The organism is Streptomyces sp. NPDC001663, assembly GCF_042893105.1.
Taxonomy (GTDB): domain Bacteria; phylum Actinomycetota; class Actinomycetes; order Streptomycetales; family Streptomycetaceae; genus Streptomyces.
Genome location: NZ_JBIAUR010000018.1, coordinates 211,023 through 225,846, shown reverse-complemented (window position 1 = coordinate 225,846; position 14,824 = coordinate 211,023). Strand labels below are relative to the sequence as shown.

The 14,824-nt window shown below is 71.3% G+C and carries 13 protein-coding genes; 6 read left to right on the top strand and 7 right to left on the bottom strand.

Annotated elements, in window-relative coordinates:
* Nucleotides 1-27: 27 nt before the first annotated feature.
* The 3 genes from ACFY1L_RS44030 to ACFY1L_RS44020 all read left to right on the top strand — a co-directional run bounded on the left by ACFY1L_RS44030 (nt 28) and on the right by ACFY1L_RS44020 (nt 4,137).
* Nucleotides 28-1,551 carry a S8 family serine peptidase gene (locus tag ACFY1L_RS44030; protein WP_388838370.1) on the top strand — a complete coding sequence of 508 codons (1,524 nt, stop codon included), beginning with the start codon at nt 28-30 and terminating at the stop codon, nt 1,549-1,551.
* 105 nt (nt 1,552-1,656) lie between these two features.
* Nucleotides 1,657-3,030 carry a CoA transferase gene (locus tag ACFY1L_RS44025; protein WP_388838367.1) on the top strand — a complete coding sequence of 458 codons (1,374 nt, stop codon included), beginning with the start codon at nt 1,657-1,659 and terminating at the stop codon, nt 3,028-3,030.
* 99 nt (nt 3,031-3,129) lie between these two features.
* Complete coding sequence (locus ACFY1L_RS44020; protein ID WP_388838364.1) at nt 3,130-4,137, top strand: CopD family protein; 1,008 nt, start codon at nt 3,130-3,132, stop codon at nt 4,135-4,137.
* Between the two features lie 46 nt (nt 4,138-4,183).
* Here the strand turns inward: ACFY1L_RS44020 and ACFY1L_RS44015 are convergent, their stop codons facing one another.
* Genes ACFY1L_RS44015 through ACFY1L_RS43995 form a run of 5 tightly spaced genes read right to left on the bottom strand, consistent with a single transcriptional unit; the run spans nt 4,184 to nt 9,175 of the window.
* Nucleotides 4,184-4,897 carry a VIT family protein gene (locus ACFY1L_RS44015; RefSeq protein ID WP_388838361.1) on the bottom strand — a complete coding sequence of 238 codons (714 nt, stop codon included), beginning with the start codon at nt 4,895-4,897 and terminating at the stop codon, nt 4,184-4,186.
* Nucleotides 4,898-4,952: 55 nt separating this feature from the next.
* Entirely contained in the window at nt 4,953-6,185 is a 1,233-nt protein-coding gene (locus ACFY1L_RS44010) for an amidohydrolase family protein (RefSeq protein ID WP_388838358.1), read from the bottom strand.
* Entirely contained in the window at nt 6,182-7,465 is a 1,284-nt protein-coding gene (locus ACFY1L_RS44005) for an amidohydrolase family protein (protein WP_388838356.1), read from the bottom strand. Before ACFY1L_RS44005 ends, ACFY1L_RS44010 begins: the two co-directional genes overlap by 4 nt.
* A 10-nt stretch (nt 7,466-7,475) precedes the next feature.
* Nucleotides 7,476-8,360, bottom strand: coding sequence for an SDR family NAD(P)-dependent oxidoreductase (locus ACFY1L_RS44000; protein ID WP_388838353.1), 885 nt, complete (start codon nt 8,358-8,360; stop codon nt 7,476-7,478).
* Nucleotides 8,360-9,175: an acetoacetate decarboxylase family protein gene (locus ACFY1L_RS43995; protein WP_388838350.1), complete on the bottom strand. Its 816-nt coding sequence runs from the start codon at nt 9,173-9,175 to the stop codon at nt 8,360-8,362. The genes ACFY1L_RS44000 and ACFY1L_RS43995 overlap by 1 nt, the downstream gene beginning before the upstream one ends.
* Nucleotides 9,176-9,348: 173 nt before the next feature.
* Between ACFY1L_RS43995 and ACFY1L_RS43990 the strand changes: the two genes are divergently transcribed.
* From ACFY1L_RS43990 to ACFY1L_RS43980, 3 genes are all read left to right on the top strand, one after another.
* Entirely contained in the window at nt 9,349-10,332 is a 984-nt protein-coding gene (locus tag ACFY1L_RS43990; protein WP_388838347.1) for a DEDDh family exonuclease, read from the top strand.
* 122 nt (nt 10,333-10,454) lie between these two features.
* Nucleotides 10,455-10,688, top strand: a complete 234-nt coding sequence (locus ACFY1L_RS43985; RefSeq protein WP_361272551.1) for a hypothetical protein — start codon at nt 10,455-10,457, stop codon at nt 10,686-10,688.
* 49 nt (nt 10,689-10,737) lie between these two features.
* Nucleotides 10,738-11,532: an SURF1 family protein gene (locus ACFY1L_RS43980; RefSeq protein WP_388838344.1), complete on the top strand. Its 795-nt coding sequence runs from the start codon at nt 10,738-10,740 to the stop codon at nt 11,530-11,532.
* Nucleotides 11,533-11,535: 3 nt separating this feature from the next.
* Here ACFY1L_RS43980 and ACFY1L_RS43975 read toward each other — a convergent pair whose 3' ends face one another.
* Nucleotides 11,536-12,468 (bottom strand): hypothetical protein, encoded by a 933-nt coding sequence (locus ACFY1L_RS43975; protein WP_388838342.1) that lies wholly within the window; start codon nt 12,466-12,468, stop codon nt 11,536-11,538.
* A 166-nt stretch (nt 12,469-12,634) separates the two neighbouring features.
* Nucleotides 12,635-14,782, bottom strand: a complete 2,148-nt coding sequence (locus ACFY1L_RS43970; protein ID WP_388838339.1) for a carbon starvation CstA family protein — start codon at nt 14,780-14,782, stop codon at nt 12,635-12,637.
* Nucleotides 14,783-14,824: the final 42 nt, after the last annotated feature.

Below are 14,824 nucleotides of genomic sequence, written 5' to 3'. Positions count from 1 at the left end.
CCGCGAACGAACTGGAGAGACTCACCCATGACAGCGCCTCACCCGCGCTACCGCCGTGCGCTCGTGATCCCGCTCGGGATGGCGATGGCGTCGGCCCTCGCGTTTCTGCCGAACGCCACGGCCGCGGCGACGGAGACCGCTCCGACGGCCACCACCGCGGCCGACGCGACCTCGCTCAGCTATGTCGTCAACATCCGCCCCGGGCACGGCACTTCGGCGTACGTGAAGAAGGCGATAGCCAAGGCCGGCGGCACGATCGTGACGTCGTACGACGAGATCGGCGTGATCGTCGTCCACTCTTCGAACGCCGCCTTCGCCGAGCAGATACGCAAGGTGCGCGGCGTGCAGTCGGCCGGCAACACCCGCAACGCGCCGCTGCCCGCCCAGTCGACGACCGACGTGGGCACGCCCAAGTCGCTCACCGCCGACGAGCTGACGGATGTTCAGGCTGCCGACGGGCAGGACCCGTTGGAGCCCCTGCAGTGGGACCTGGCCGCCATCAAGGCGGACAAGGCGCACGAGGTGTCGCTGGGCAGCCCGAAGGTCACCGTCGGTGTGATCGACACCGGCGTCGACGACACACACCCCGACATCGCGCCCAACTTCGACCGGCAGGCCTCGGTCAACTGTGTGTCGGGCAAGCCGGACACGACCGACGGCGCGTGGCGGCCGAGCGCCTCCGAGAGCCCGCACGGCACGCATGTGGCCGGTGAGATCGCCGCCGCGAAGAACGGCGTCGGCATGACGGGCGTGGCGCCGGGGGTGAAGGTCGCCGGCATCAAGGTGGCCACCACCGCCGGCTACTTCTACACCGAGGCTGTGGTCTGCGGTTTCGTGTGGGCGGCCGAGCACGGCGTCGACGTCACCAACAACAGCTACTACACCGACCCGTGGTACTTCAACTGCACCGACGACCCGAACCAGAAGGCGCTCGTCGACGCCGTCACCCGGGCCTCACGGTTCGCGGAGAAGAAGGGCACGGTCAACGTCGCGGCGGCCGGCAACGAGAACTACGACCTGGCGGCGGACTCGATCACGGACCCGGTGTCCCCGAACGACGGCACGCCCTCGGACCGGGTGATCGACCCGTCCAAGTGCCTTGACATACCGACCCAGTTGCCGGGTGTGGTGACGGTCGCGGCGACCGGGGCGAAGGGCATCAAGTCGTCCTTCTCCAACTACGGTCTGGGCACCATCGACATCGCCGCGCCGGGCGGCGACTCGACCCGCTACCAGACCCCGGCCCCGCCGGCCACCAGCGGCCTGATCCTGGGCACGCTGCCCGGTGGCAAGTGGGGCTACATGGCCGGTACGTCGATGGCCTCGCCGCACGTCGCGGCGGTCGCCGCACTGATCAAGTCGACCCATCCGCATGCCTCACCGGCCCTGGTGAAGGCCCTCCTGTACGCCGAGGCCGACGCCACGCCGTGCACGGACCCGTACGACATCGACGGCGACGGCAAGGTCGACGCGGTGTGCGAGGGGTCGAAGAACCGCAACGGCTTCTACGGCTGGGGGACCACGGACGCGCTGGATGCGGTGACGAAGTAGCGGTCGCGCGCGCGTGAAGGGCCGGACGGCGCCGCCGTCCGGCCCTTTCCCGTGCTCCGGCACATGGATCCCATATTGATTGAATCAATACTGCATAGTGTTGTCATGACTGAAATCAACGAAGTCAAGTCGGCATGGTCCGCGCTGGGCGGCGATCCCGCCCTTGTCTCGCGGGTCTCGGCCGTCGCACGCCAGGGGGCACTCGAAGCGCGGCTTCCCGTACGGGAGTTGGCGCGCGGCTGCGTCGGGGCGTGTGCGCTGGCGGCCGCCGAGCTCGGGGCTCGGCGCGGGCGGCTCGGGGAAGTGCCCGGCGTGCTGGTGGACGACGGGGCCGTCGCCGCGGCGTTTCACAGTGAGCGGCATCTGCTTGTCGACGGGCGGGCGCCGGTCGGCTTCGCGCCGTTGTCACGGTTCTGGCGGACCGCCGACGGCTGGGTGCGGACGCACGCGAACTATCCGCACCACCGCGCGCGACTGCTGGACACGCTGGGCGTGCGGGACGACGTGGCCGCGGTCGAGGCGGCGCTCGCCGAGCGGTCCTCGACCGAGGTCGAGGAGGCCGTGTACGCGGCCGGAGGGCTCGCCGTGGCGCTGCGGGCGCCGAAGGAGTGGGCCGTGCACGAGCAGGCGGTCGCCGTGGCCGCGCGGCCGCTCGTGGAGCGCGAGCGGCTCGACTCGGCACGCGCGCGCGTGCTCGCCCCGCTCGACGGCGCTCCCCTGCTGCCGGCCACCGGGCTGCGGGTCCTGGACCTGACCCGGGTCCTGGCGGGCCCCGTCGCCACGCGCACCCTGGCCCTGCTGGGCGCGGACGTACTGCGCGTGGACCCGCCGCAGCTGCCCGAACTGCCCGACCAGCACGCCGACACCGGCTTCGGGAAGCGGTCGGCGACGCTGGACCTGACAACCGACCGGCGCGCCTTCGATGAGCTGCTCTCGACGGCGGACGTGGTCGTCACGGGGTACCGGCCGGGCGCCCTGGACCGGTTCGGGCTGTCGCCCCAGGCGCTGGCGGAACGGCGGCCCGGGCTGGTCGTCGCGCAGGTGTCGGCGTGGGGTGCGTACGGCCCGTGGAGCGAGCGGCGGGGCTTCGACAGCCTGGTGCAGGTGGCCTCGGGGATCGCCGCGGTCGAGGGCTCCCAGGAGCAGCCGGGCGCACTGCCCGCGCAGGCCCTCGACCACGGGACGGGTTATCTGCTGGCGGCCGCGGTGCTCCGGGCGCTCACCGAGCAGTCGTACGAGGGAGGCAGCCGGTTCGTACGGCTGGCGCTGGCCCGTACGGCCGAGTGGCTCGTGCACGGCATCGGAGCCGGTGCCGTGGGGGAAGAGACGTACGACGGGCCCGGGGCCCGGCTCGCGGAGACGGACAGCGCGCTGGGCCGGCTGCGGTACGTCCTGCCGCCCGTGTCCTTCGCGGGCGGGCCCGTCGACTGGGCGCTGCCGCCCGTGCCCTGGGGGACAAGTCCTGCACGGTGGGCCTGAGTTCCGGGGCGACCGAAAGCGTATGCATGAGCAGAATGCCGTACCCCAGTTGTCTTACTCCACTTGCCCGGTTCTGCGACGGCTGGTGACCATCATGAGGTGACCTTGATAAAACCCACGGCCGGGGAAGCCGAAGCCGGCGGGCCCAGACGGGCCTCCGGCGTCGGCCGAGCCGTCGCCGTCCTCGTCCTGGCGGCCGTGGCCGCGCTCATACCGCTGCTCGGCCCGTCCGCCGCGCTGCACGGCACCGGGGAGGCCGCCGCACCCGGCGTCGGCGGCATCGCGCTGCTGCGGGCGGTCCTGTTCGCGGCGCTCTGCGTCCCCGTGGGGGAACTGTTCGTCAACCGGCTGGCCAGTGGTCTGCCCGGCGCTCCCGCGGGCCCCCGCAGTTGGGCCCCGTACGCGGCCGCCGCCGGTTTCGTCGCCGCGCTGGGTCTCGCCTCGGTCGTGTCGACCGGCAACCTGGTGCCGCACGGCCTCGCCCAGATCGACATCGGCGGCCTCTACGCCTCGCGGGACGGCAAGCTCGCCCTGGTCGAGATCAACGCCTTCCTGGCCGCCGGCCTCTGCGCCCTCTCGCGCCGCCCGGGCACCCAGTTCTGGCCGTTGTCCGCGGTCGTCGTGGCGGAAGCCCTGCGTGCACATCCGCCGACCGAGCACAACCCGCTGGTCGGGTCCGGTCTGACCGTCGTGCACCTCACCTGCGCGGCACTGTGGTCGGGCGGTCTGCTGCACACCCTGCGGACCGTCCGGCGGTGGGACGCCTCCGAGGCGGGCACGGCCCTGCTGGGGCTCTACGCGCGCGTGGCCGCCGTTCTGCTGGCCGCCGTCACCGCGACCGGGATGTGGAGTTCGCTGCGCCGCATGCCGGCGAACACGATCCTGGACCAGCTCACCACGACGGCGTACGGGCGCACCCTGCTGGCCAAGGTGCTCGTCGTGGGCGCCGTCGCGCTGCTCGCCCTGTGCGCACGGATCCGGCTGCGCCGCGCCACCGACCCGCTGAGCGCGTGCGCCCCCGCTCGGGTGGAGGTCATCGGCCTCGGAGTGGTGGTCGTGGTGTCGGGGTTGCTGACGGCCCTTCCCCTGCCGATCCGGTGGTCGTGACATCGATCGGTTGATCAATGTGTACGGCCGTGCAACCGCAGACCGGTCAGACCCCGGCCGCACCCAGCAGCGTCCCCGCCGCATACGTGACCCCCATGGCCAGCGCCCCGCCCGCCACGTTCCGCAGTACCGCCCGGCCCGGTTCCGCCGCGCCCATGCGTGCGCTGGTCCATCCGGTGAGGACGAGGGCAGCCAGCACCGAGACCACGGTGACCCACAGCCGCCAGTCGGCGGGCGGCAGCACGATCGCCAGCAGCGGCAGCAGCGCGCCCACGGTGAAGGCCAGGAAGCTCGCCCAGGCCGCGTGCCAGGGGTTGGTCAGTTGGTCGGGGTCGATGCCGAGCTCCACACGCGCGTGCGCCCTGAGCGCGTCCCGTTCCGTCAGCTGCTGCGCCGCTTCCCTGGCCACCTCGCGGGACAGCCCGCGCTGCTGAAGCAGCTCGGTCAGCTCCTCCAGTTCGGCCTCCGGCTGCTCGCGCAGTTCCCGCCGCTCCATGGCCAGAGCGGCCATCTCCGAGTCGCGCTGGGTGGAGACGGACACGTACTCCCCCGCGGCCATCGACATCGACCCGGCGAGCAGCCCCGCAAGGCCGGCGGTGAGCAGCGCCGAGCGGTCGTCCGTCGCGCCGGCCACACCGACGACGAGACCCGCGGTCGAGACGATGCCGTCGTTGGCGCCCAGAACGGCCGCTCGCAGCCAGTTCAGCCGCTCACCCAGTGCGCCCCCGTGGGCCTCGCCGCTGTGCGTTGGTTCCGTCACATCGGGAGGATGCCACCCCGGCCGTGGTCGCGCCCGTATCGACGCTCCTCCGGCGTCACCAGACCCGTACCTTCGCCCCCTTCGCGAACACCGGGCTGGTCGCGTCCGCCGGCGGTTTCGCGAGCGGCTCGGCGAGTTCCTCCACCGTCGGACCCACCTTCGCCGCGATCGGGTCCAGCAGGTCAAGGTCGAAGCCGTAGACGCGGGCCGCGTTGCCGCCCAGCATGGCCGTCAGCTCGTCGCGCGGTACGCCCGCGTAGGCGAAGCGCAGGCCCTCGCGCGTGTACGGGTAGGTGCCCTCGTCGTGCGGGTAGTCGCTGCCCCACATGATCTTGTCGACGCCGATGCGGTCGCGCAGGGGCACCTCGTGGGGGCGCATGAAGCTGGCGCCGACGAAGCAGTTGTCGTGCCACACCTCGGAGGGCGGCCTGCCCATGTGGGCGGCGAGGCCCGCGCCGAACCTGGACTCGGCCGTGGACGCCTTCGTCGCGGCCGCGACGAGCCGCCCGTGGTAGTAGTCCAGCATGTCGAGCACTCCGGGGATCCAGCCCGAACCCTGCTCGGTCAGTACGAGTCTGAGACCGGGGTGACGGCGGAAGGCACCGCCGAAGACCAGGTGCCAGAGGGCTCGGTGGGAGAACCAGGTCGTCTCGACCATGAAGACCGCGCGGGCCGCCGGTTCGTCGCCCAGTGGAGGCGACGCCGAACCCGCGTGGTGGTTCACGGGCACCTCCAGCTCCTCGCAGACGGCCCAAATGGGGTCGTACGTCTGCGAGTAGAGCTCCGGAAGGCCCGAGCCCGGCGGTGTACCGGGCAGCATCAGGCCGCCCCTGAGGCCCGCCTCGGTCGCCCGACGGATCTCCTTCACCGCCGCGTCCACGTCGTTGAGGAGGATCTGGAAGACGCCCGCGCGGCGGCCCGGTGCGGCCGCGCAGAAGTCCGCGAGCCAGCGGTTGTGGGCGCGCAGGCCCGCCCAGCGTCGCTCGACCTCCTCGGCGGTCGAGGGGGGTGCCATCAGGGAGCTAGACGGGAAGAACGGCGGGATGGTGTTGGGGAAGAGGACCTCGGCGACGATGCCGTCCTCCTCCAGCTCCGCCACCCTCCGCTCGGAGTTCCAGTTCTTGTCGGCCGTGTCGGCGAGCAGGTCCTCGTGCGGATTGACGTACGTGGCCGCCCACACGTCGAACTCGTCGTGGTAGCGCTTCTCCAGGTACGGCTTGTAGTCGAGCAGGTCGGCGCCCGCGTGGCAGTCGGCCGATATCACCGTGTAGCGATCCTCTGTGCTCATCGATCCGCCCCCAGTACCGGAAAGTCGTGGTCGGTCAGCCAGTGCCTGCCCACCTCGCGCGAGCGCGCCCAGGACGCCTCCACGGCCGCCTGGTCGGCCGACTGGCCGAGGTCGGCCGGGGTGGGGCCGATGCGGTGGGCCAGCGGGGTGAGCTTCTCGACGTCGAAGCCGAAGACCTCCGCGGCCGCCAGGCCCAGCATGCGGCGGGTCTCGCCCACCGGGATGTCGTGGAAGGTGCGTCGCAGCCACGCGCGCGTGTCGGGCCAGGTGCCCTCGGGGTGCGGGAAGTCGCTGCCCCAGAGGATGTTGTCGACGCCGATCTCGTAACGCTGGGCGAGTTCGCGGCGCTTGGTGTTGGTCGCGCAGACGAAGACCTGGCGGTCCAGGTACTCGTGCGGCGGGCGCTTCACCTCCTGGAACGGAGAGAGCTTCTTGCCGCCGTGCGCGCCCAGGAAGAGACGGTCCATGAACCACAGGAGGTTCGGCAGCCACCAGCAACCCGACTCCGCCACACCGAACTTGAGACCGGGATGGCGTTCGAGGACGCCGGACCAGAGGAGGAACCAGAGCGGCCTGGCGGGCCACCAGGTGACCTCGGAGACGAAGATCCCGAGGTGGTCGCCGTACTCGTGACGCGGGGCCGCGCCCGAGTGCGTCACGACCGGCATCGCGCACTCGGCGGCCGCCGCCCACACCGGGTCGTAACGGCGGTCGTGGTACGGCTCCTTGTCGACCCACATGGACGGGATCATCAGGGCGCCGAGACCGGACTCCTTGGCGCGGTACACCTCGGCGACGACCCGTTCGGGGTCCGCGGTGATCGGCAACAGGGCGACCCCGCAATGCCGTTCGGGATTCTCCGACACGAAGTCCGCCAGCCAGCGGTTGTGCGCCTGGGCGCCCGCCATGCCGAGTTCGGGGTCATGGTCACCGGAGAGGCCGAGGCCGACCCCGAAAGGAGCGGCCGTCCGGCTGTCCACGGCGTCGGCGTCCGGGAAGACCACCTCGGCCGCGACCCCGTCGCCGTCGAGCTCCTTCAGCCGCTGTGCGGTCTCCCAACCCCCGCGCAGACCCTCCTCGTTGTCCTGGAACCACTTGGTGGCGAACGCCTCGTTGCGGATGCCGAGCCGCGTCATCTCCTCACGTCGGCGGTCGCGCCCGGCGAGGAAGTCGTCGAAGTCCCGGTGGAAACGGGAGTCCAGGTAGGGCCGGTACTCCTCGGTGGGCAGCCCGGCGTGGCAGTCGGAGGAGATGATCAGGTACGGCTCCTGGTCGGTCACATCGGCCCCCTCAGTCCAGGATGAAGCTTTCGAGGTACGACGGGTTCGTGCGGTCGAGCATCGACCTGGCCCGCGCGCGGATCTGTGCATCGCTGTGCTCACCGGCCGGCAGCATCCAGAAGCGGTCCGCGCGGATGCCCTCCACGACGAGGTCGGCGACCTCCTCGACGGGTGTGAAGCGGACCTCCTTGCCCGCCTCGCGCATCGCGGTCTCCCACTCGTCGAGGCTGCGGTACGGCGTCTTCCGCGGCCGCTCCTTCGCGTACCGCTCGGGCCGGTTGCGGTGCGACTCCCACAGGCCCGTGCGCAGCATGTGCGGTCCCGGGAAGAGCACCGACGCGCCCACGCGCGCGTGCTCCGCCTTCAGATGGGCGTACAGGGACTCGGTCATCGTGACGACGGCCGCCTTGGTGACGGCGTACACGGAGGCGGTGGGAAGTGGAGCGATGCCGCCGTCTCCGGAGGACGTATTGACCACATGACCGGGTTGACCCGACTTGATCATCCGTGGAACGAACGCCTGGACGCCATGGAAGACGCCCCACACATTGACGGCGAAGGCCCACTTCCAGTCGTTCGGCTCGTGCTCCCACATCCGGCCCTCGGCGCCGGAGCCGACCCCGGCGTTGTTGCACAGGACGTGCACGGCGCCGTACGTCTCGTACGCCGACTCGGCGAGATCCAGGACCTGTTGACGATCCCCGACGTCGACCACGCGCGCGTGCACGTCGGCGCCCTCGGCCCGCAGATCGGACGCGGCCTTGTCGAGCGCGCCCTCCTCGACGTCCGCGAGCACCACCTTCAGCCCCTCCGCCGCGAACCGCCGTGCCATCGCGAGCCCGATCCCGCTCGCCGCGCCGGTGACGACGGCGACCTGCCCGGCCTGCAGCTCCATCAGGCGCTCCCCTCGGGCGACCCGGGAGCCTCGGGAGGCGCGTCGAGAATCTGCTGCGGGTCGTCGTACCGCTGGTGGATGTACGGCAACAGCGCTTCCGCAGCGACCCGTTCGACAACCTTGCCGCGCTGGTCGCTGGTCTTCTCGCCGATGGTGATGTCGACGAGTTCGAGGACCGGGAGGTCGGCCACCGGGTCGTACATCGACTCACGCAGGACGACGTCCCCGGTGATGCGCTCCAACCTGCGCACCTTCTCGTTGCGCATGCAGTGCACCAGCACCGGCTCGGCGTCGAAGCCCGAACCGTCCACCGCGGGAAGGAACTTGAAGTAGAAGTCGGTCTTCCGGCTCGGCTCCGGGAGCGGCAGTTCCTCGCTCACGGCGCCCCGCACCTCCACGAAGACGATGCCGTGCCGGGCGAGCGCAGCGTGCACGACGAGACCCTCGCGCTCCACCGTCACCTCGCCCAGCTTCTTCGGCTCCCCGAAGACCTCGCGGCCACCCGTCAGCGCCCGCTCGTGGGTCATCGGCATGACGAGCGGGTACCAGCCGTCGACGCCGCCGTGACTCGCGGCGACCGCGAACGAGCCCGCGCCCAGCGGGTATCCGGGCAGGTCGACCTTGCTGATGTTCACCCGGACCAGCGGCCTGCCCGTGGGTTTCAGGGGCGGTGGCAGGACCGCGGCGAGCGCGTCCGGGTCGGTCTCCCACAGGGCTACCACGCCGGTGGACCAGATGTCGGGGAGCTTTGCGCTCGCTGTGCGCGCGGCGGCGATCTCCGCCTCGGTCCGCGCGCCGTACCGTACGCGTGCCATACGCCGTACCGCCCTTCCGTCGAGGGTCACACGCCGGGCGGGCAGCACGCTTGCACCGGGCGGTGAAAAGGTCCATAGCCACGCGCAAGGGCATTCGGGACATTCGAACGGGCAACCGCGACAGGCGACCTGACGGACAGGACTGTCAGTGCCGGCCCGTATCCTCAGGGACCATGCTCGAAGACCTTCCGACCGCAGCGTCCTCCCCCACCGTGTGGCCGGCCGTGTATCCGCAGGGATACGCGGTCGTTGACGTGGAGACCACCGGCCTGGCCCGGGACGACCGGATAATCTCCGCGGCCGTCTACCGGCTGGACGCGCGCGGCGAGGTCGAGGACCACTGGTACACGATGGTCAACCCGGAGCGGGACCCGGGCCCGGTGTGGATCCACGGTCTGACGAGCGACATGCTCGAGGGAGCACCCCTCTTCACGGACATCGCCGAGGAGTTCGCGTCCCGGCTGGAGGGCCGGGTGCTGGTCGCGCACAACGCGGTCTTCGACTGGCAGATGATCGCGCGCGAGTACGCGCGCGCGCAGCGCGAGGTGCCGGTGCGTCAGCGGCTGTGCACCATCGCGCTCTCCAAGGAGCTGGGTCTGCCGCTGCCGAACCACAAGCTGGAGTCGCTGGCCGCTCACTTCGGCGTCGTACAGCAGCGGGCGCACCATGCGCTGGACGACGCGCGCGTGCTGGCGGAGGCGTTCCGGCCGAGCCTCCACGCCGCCGCGGCCGACGGCGTACGGCTGCCGCTGCTGGAGTGCCGGCCGCTGACGGAGTGGAACGACCGGCCCGTGCCCCGCCAGTCGAGCGGCTACGGCAGCTATCGGCCGACCAGTTGGCGCCCGTCCCGCAAGCGGCCCGCCTGCCCCTACCCCAACCCGGGGCGTTACGAAGACGGCAAACCGCTCAAGCAGGGCATGCGGATCGCCTTCTCCGGGGACACGTCCGTCGAGCGGGAGCTGCTGGAGGACCGGGCGGTCGAGGCCGGGCTGCATGTCGCGACGAGCCTGTCCCGGCTGACCAGCCTGCTGGTGACCAATGACCCGGACTCGGGCACCTCCAAGGTGGTCAAGGCCCGTCAGTTCGGGACGCCGGTGGTGGACGAGGCGGCGTTCGGGCAGCTGCTGAGGGACGTCGAGCCGGCGTCGGAGCGGTAGCCCTGGCCGCGACAGCAGCCGCAGGGACGGGTCGGACGGGCAGCCGTACGGACGGGTGATTGTCGTACGACTCGCCCGGCGCCCGCTCGCCCGCGTGGCGGTGACGGCTCACCCTGTGGCGCATGGCGAAATGTGAAGTTTGCGGAAATGACTACGGAATGACCTTCGAGGTGCACGCACAGGGCGCGGTGCACGTCTTCGACTGCTTCTCCTGTGCGATCCACCGCATGGCACCGATCTGCGAGCACTGCAAGGTGTCGATCATCGGCCAGGGCGTCGAGGTCGAGGGCCAGTGGTTCTGCGGCGCTCACTGCGCCCGCGAGGAAGGGAAGGCCGGAATCGTCGACCGGGTCTGAGCGCACCCCTGGCGACAACACCCCGCGGCCCGAGTTGTACGGTCGTGGGGTGTACCGCTTCCTGTTGTCCCGGCAGTGGGTGATCCTCACGCTGGTCGCCCTGCTCCTCATCCCCACGATGATCAGGCTGGGCATCTGGCAGATGCACCGCTACGAGGAGCGCAGCGCCCGCAACCAGCTGGTCACCGACGCGCTGAGCGCCAAGGCGGTGCCCGTGGAGCGGATGACCTCGCCCGGACACACCGTCACCAGCCACGACCGGTACCGCACGGTGAGCGCGAAGGGTCACTTCGACACCGACGACGAGGTCGTCGTCCGCCGCCGCACCAACTCCGACGACGAGGTCGGCTACCACGTCCTGACCCCGTTCGTCCTGACGGACGGCAAGGTGCTGCTGGTCAACCGGGGCTGGATCCCCTCGAACGGGCCGAGCCAGACCGCGTTCCCCAAGGTGCCCGCGCCGCCGGGCGGCCAGGTCACCATCCAGGGCCGGCTGATGCCCGACGAGACGACCGCGGCGAGCGGCATCAAGGACCTCAAGGGGTTGCCGGACCGGCAGATCATGCTGATCAACAGCGAGGAGCAGGCCCGGCGGCTGCACGCCCAGGTCCTCGGCGGGTACATCCAGCAGACGGCGCCCGAGCCGAAGGGCGACGCCCCGGAGCAGATCTCCGACCCGGGCAAGGAGGACGCCCCGCTGAACTACGCGTACATGATCCAGTGGTGGCTGTTCGCGGCGGGCGTGCCGTACGGCTGGTGGGTTCTCGTACGGCGGGAGCGGCGCGACCGGGCCGATGCGGCGGCCAAGGAGAGCGCGGAGGAAGCGGAGCCTGCCGCGGTGTAGCCCTCAGCGTGTGAGGCGGTCGCGCCAGTACAGGAACGTGCGCTCCGGCTCGGGCAGCAGGTCCCACGGGTGGGGTGTCATGTGGCGGTCGATGCGCCGGAAGACGGCGGCTGCCTCGGCCGGGCGGTGGATGCGGATCAGGGCGAAGGCCAGGACGTTGAGGTCGGCGACGGCCTCGGCGTGCGGTGCGGCGGCGGCCGAGAACCAGTCGGTCAGTGCCGCGGCCGCCTCGTCGGCCGCCCGGGGTTCGTGCCAGTGGGTGTCGGCCACGAGGGGCATCTGCCGCCGCCGGTGGGCGACGAGTTCCACGCGGGCCGCGACGGGGAGCAGGGCGAGCGGTGATCCGTGCGGTGCGCGGGCCGCGCCCTGCCGGGCGAAGTCCAGCATGTCGACGACCGAGCCGTGGCTGCGCGGCGACAGGTAGCGCAGCAGCTGGTGGTAGGCGGTCCGGAGCCAGGGGGCGCGGGTGACCGCCTCGCTCCACACCGGGACCGCGTCACGCAGCGGGACCGCGAAGGCGTTCATCAGCTCCAGCAGCGCCAGCCAGGGAGTCGGGTCCTCGGGGCAGCAGTCGGCCGCCCGCAGACACGCCCGCTCGGCCTCCCGTGCGGCGCCCCGACCCTCGGCCGCGGCCCGGACCGACCGCACCCAGGCCGTCAGCACCAGGGCGTCCCCGTCGCCGGGCCGGTCGGCGGACCAGCGCTCGGCGACCGAGGGCGGCAGGTTCCGCGCCAGCACGGTGACCCGGTGCACCCGGCGGTCCCAGTCCCGCCCCGTGTTCTCCAGCAGGTCGGCGACCGGCTCCCAGAGCGGACGGGTACGGCCCGCGCCGAGACCGTGGAGCTGCCGGTCGGGACGCAGCTCGTCCAGGGTCGAATGCAGCGCGCGGTCGTCGAGTTCGGGGCGGATCAGCAGGGCTGAGCGACGTCTGAGCATCGGTCCTGTTCCTCTTGCTCCATGTCTCCTGGACAGGGGCGGGCGCCCCGGCCGGAACGCCCGCCCCTCGGTCAGCAGCAGCGGCCCCGCGGGTGCTCGCCCCGGTCCAGCGAGTGCAGCAGCTCCCGCAGGTACCAGCGCACCGCCCGCACCCACTGCCGGGCGTTCACAGTCGGGCCCCCACCAGGGCCTCGCCGGCCTGCTCGGGTACGTCGATACGGGACTCGACGTACGGCGCCTCGGTCGTCGCAAGCGCCCCCGGGCTGCGCACCGCCCGTACGCACACCACCGCCGCGTTCACGATCACGACCGCGACCAGCAGCAGGAACAGCGCGATCAGTACGCCGTCGACGGTGGAGTTGGTGACCACGGTGTGCATGTCGTCGAGCGTCTTGGCGGGCGGGAGCACCTGCCCCGCGTCGACGGCGTCGGCGTACTTGGCGCGCTGGGCGAAGAACCCGACCTTGGGGTCGTCGGAGAAGATCTTCAGCCAGCCCGCGGTGAAGGTGACCGCCGTGACCCAGGCGAGCGGGACGCCGGTGACCCAGGCCCAGCGCAGCCGGCCGGACTTGATCAGGACCGTCGTGCAGACCGTGAGGGCCACGGCGGCCAGCAGCTGGTTCGCGATGCCGAAGAGCGGGAAGAGCTGGTTGATTCCACCGAGCGGGTCGGTGGCGCCGGTGTAGAGGAAGTAGCCCCAGGCCGCCACGACCAGGCCGCTGCACAGCCAGATGCCCGGCTTCCAGTTGACCCGGCCCATCGGCCTCCACACGTTGCCGAGCATGTCCTGGAGCATGAAGCGCCCGACCCGGGTGCCCGCGTCGACCGTGGTCAGGATGAACAGCGCCTCGAACATGATCGCGAAGTGGTACCAGAAGGCCTTCATCGCGGTGCCGCCGAAGACGCCGGAGAAGATCTCGGACATGCCGACCGCGAGGGTCGGGGCGCCGCCGGAGCGGGCGATCAGGGTCTGCTCCTCCACCGCGCTTGCCGCGTGCGTCAGTTGGTCGGGGGTGATGGTGAAGCCGAGGCCGGCCACGGCGTGGGACGCCGACTCGGCCGTCGTACCGAGAAGTCCGGCGGGTGCGTTCATCGCGTAGTACAGGCCAGGCTCGAGGGCCGCCGCGGCGATGAGCGCCATGATCGCGACGAACGACTCCATCAGCATGGCGCCGTAGCCGATCATCCGGACCTGGGACTCCTTCTGGATCAGCTTCGGAGTCGTACCGGAGGAGACCAGGGCGTGGAAGCCGGACAGGGCGCCGCAGGCGATGGTGATGAACAGGAAGGGGAAGAGGGAGCCGGCGAAGACCGGGCCCGCGCCCGAAGTGGCGAACTTGCTGACCGCGTCCGCGTGCAGGACCGGAGCGGCCACGACCACGCCGATCGCGAGCAGCGCGATGGTGCCGATCTTCATGAAGGTGGAGAGGTAGTCGCGCGGGGCCAGCAGCATCCACACGGGCAGGACCGAGGCGACGAAGCCGTAGCCGACCAGGCAGAAGACGAGGGTCGTCGGGCTGAGGGTGAAGGCGGAGGCCAGTGAGGAGTCCTGGATCCAGCTGCCGCCGATGATCGCGAGCAGGAGCAGCGCCACGCCGATGAAGCTGGTCTCCACGACCCGGCCCGGGCGGATCCGGTGCAGCCAGAAGCCCATGAACAGGGCGATGGGGATGGTCATCGCGACGGAGAACGTGCCCCACGGGGAGTGCGCGAGGGCGTTGACCACGACCAGCGCCAGCACGCCGAGCAGGATGATCATGATGGCGAACACCGCGATCAGGGCAGCCGCTCCGCCCGCGCGGCCGATCTCGTCCCGTGCCATCTGCCCGAGCGACTTGCCGTCCCGCCGCATGGAGAGGAACAGGACGACCATGTCCTGCACCGCGCCCGCGAAGATCACGCCGGCAACGATCCAGAGCGTGCCGGGCAGGTATCCCATCTGGGCCGCGAGAACGGGGCCCACCAGCGGTCCGGCGCCCGCGATCGCCGCGAAGTGATGGCCCAGCAGCACCCGGCGGTCGGTGGGGTGGAAGTCGACGCCGTCCTCGAGGCGTTCGGCGGGGGTGGCCCGGCGGTCGTCGGGCTTGAGCACCCGGCGGGCGATGAAGCGCGAGTAGAAGCGATAGGCGATGGCGTACGAGCCGAGCGCGGCGACCACCAGCCAGACCGCGGAGATCTTCTCGCCCCGGGCCAGGGCGAGGACGCCCCAGGCGATCGCGCCGAGCAGGGAGACGGTGGCCCACAACAGGACCGACCGTGGTGACATGCGTGATTTTTCCGGCTTTTCGGGCGCCTGAAGGGCGGACGCGGGCATGGCGGCTCCTCACCTGGACGGTGTGAAAGGAAGTGCGCTGGG